This window comes from Rhizobacter sp. P2_D12 (assembly GCF_056404395.1).
Genome location: NZ_JBFUEB010000277.1, coordinates 1 through 1694 on the forward strand (window position 1 = coordinate 1; position 1694 = coordinate 1694).

Sequence of the window (1694 nt, forward strand, 5' to 3'; positions counted from 1 at the left end):
CTGCCGGCCGGCGTCACGCTGATCGGCCCGGCCTTCAGCGATTTCGCGCTGGCGACGCTCGCGACGCGGCTGGCGCGGCTGTTCGAGCCGACCGCCGGCGCGATGCGCCACCCCATCGGTGCCGCGCCGGAGCTGGTGGCGCCCGCGCCGGCGCAGCCGCTGCGGCTGGTCGTCGTCGGTGCCCACCTGGGCGGGCTGGCGCTGAACTGGCAGCTCACCGAACGCACCGGGCGGCTGCTGCGCCGCACGCGCACCGCGGCGGCGTACCGGCTGTATTCGCTGACCGGCCACGCACCGACGCGACCCGCGCTGGTGCACGTGGGCGCCGCGGACGGCCGCGCGATCGACGTCGAGGTGTGGGAGTTCGATGCCGCCCACCTCGGCAGCTTCCTGCAGCTGGTGGGCGCGCCGCTGGCGCTGGGCACGGTGGAACTGTCCGACGGCACGCAGGAGCGCGGCTTCGTCTGCGAACCGCGCGGCGTCGCGTCCGGCGGCAGCGCGCTCGACATCACGGCCTACGGCGGCTGGCGCGGCTTCCTCGCTTCCCTTGGCTGAGCACGGTCCTTGCTGCAACGCAGGCCAGGAGGCCCGGCCATGAACGACACCACTCCATCCGACATCCTGGACTTCGTCCGCGCCAGCGCGCGATTGCTCGACCTGCCGCTGGACGACGCGCAGGTGGCGCGCGTCGCGACACACCTGGCCCGCACCCGGGCGATGGTGACGCCGCTGCGGCTGCTGCCGCTGGTGCCGGATGCGGAGCCGGCCGAGATCTACTGCCCGGCGCCCTTCCCGGCCGAGGATCCTGCGTGACCGCGCGCCACACGAACCCCATGGGCGGCATGAGCACGGGTCTGTCGGTGGTGCGCGCGGTGCGTGCCGGCGAGATGCTGGCCGAGGAGGCGCTCGAGCACTGCATCGCGCGCATCGAGGTCTGCGATCCGCGCGTCAACGCCTTCACCGATGGCACCTTCGAGCGCGCGGTGCGCGAAGCCCGCGCCGTCGATGCCGCGCGGGCGCGCGGCGAGGTGCTGCCGGCGCTGGCCGGCCTGCCCTATGCGGTGAAGAACCTGTTCGACATCGAGGGCCTCACGACGCGGGCCGGCAGCCGCGTGCGCAACGGCCAGCCGCCGGCCGCGGCCGATGCGGTGCTGGTCGAGCGCATGCGCGCGGCCGGCGCGGTGCTGGTGGGCGCGCTGAACATGGACGAGTTCGCCTACGGCTTCACCACCGAGAACAGCCACTACGGCCCGAGCCGCAACCCGCGCGACCTGTCGCGCACGGCAGGCGGTTCGTCCGGCGGCTGCGGCGCGGCGGTGGCGGCCGGCCAGGTGCCGGTGACGCTGGGCTCGGACACCAACGGCTCGATCCGCGTGCCGTCGTCGCTGTGCGGCGTGTGGGGGCTGAAGCCGACCTTCGGGCGCCTGTCGCGGCGCGGCAGCTTCCCGTTCGTCGCGAGCCTGGACCACCTGGGCCCGTTCGCGCGCAGCGTCGAGGACCTGGCCGCCACCTACGACGCGCTGCAGGGCCCCGACCCGGCCGACCCCGGCTGCCATGCCGCGCGCGTGCAGCCGGCGCTGGAGCAGATCGGCCATTCGCTGTCCGGCCTGCGCATCGGCGCGCTGGGCGGCTACTTCGAGGACCATGCCGGCCCGGCCGCGCGGCGCGCGCTCGCCTGCGCCGCCGAGGTGCTG

Annotated in this window: 3 protein-coding genes; all 3 read left to right on the plus strand. The window is 75.3% G+C overall.

The window, feature by feature from the left end; translation table 11 throughout:
* Positions 1-555 (plus strand): allophanate hydrolase-related protein (locus AC1DYN_RS32395; protein ID WP_477966879.1); only part of this gene is annotated, 555 nt, incomplete at its 5' end.
* Between the two features lie 39 nt (positions 556-594).
* Positions 595-813, plus strand: a complete 219-nt coding sequence (locus AC1DYN_RS32400) for a DUF4089 domain-containing protein (RefSeq protein WP_477966881.1) — start codon at positions 595-597, stop codon at positions 811-813.
* Between the two features lie 29 nt (positions 814-842).
* Positions 843-1694, plus strand: an 852-nt coding sequence (locus tag AC1DYN_RS32405) for an amidase family protein (protein WP_477966883.1), incomplete at its 3' end; no start/stop codon positions are given.

Excerpts from the sequence above, each read along its gene's own strand:
- AC1DYN_RS32400 (WP_477966881.1), top strand. The coding sequence starts at position 595 with ATGAACGACACCACTCCATCCGACATCCTGGACTTCGTCCGCGCCAGC.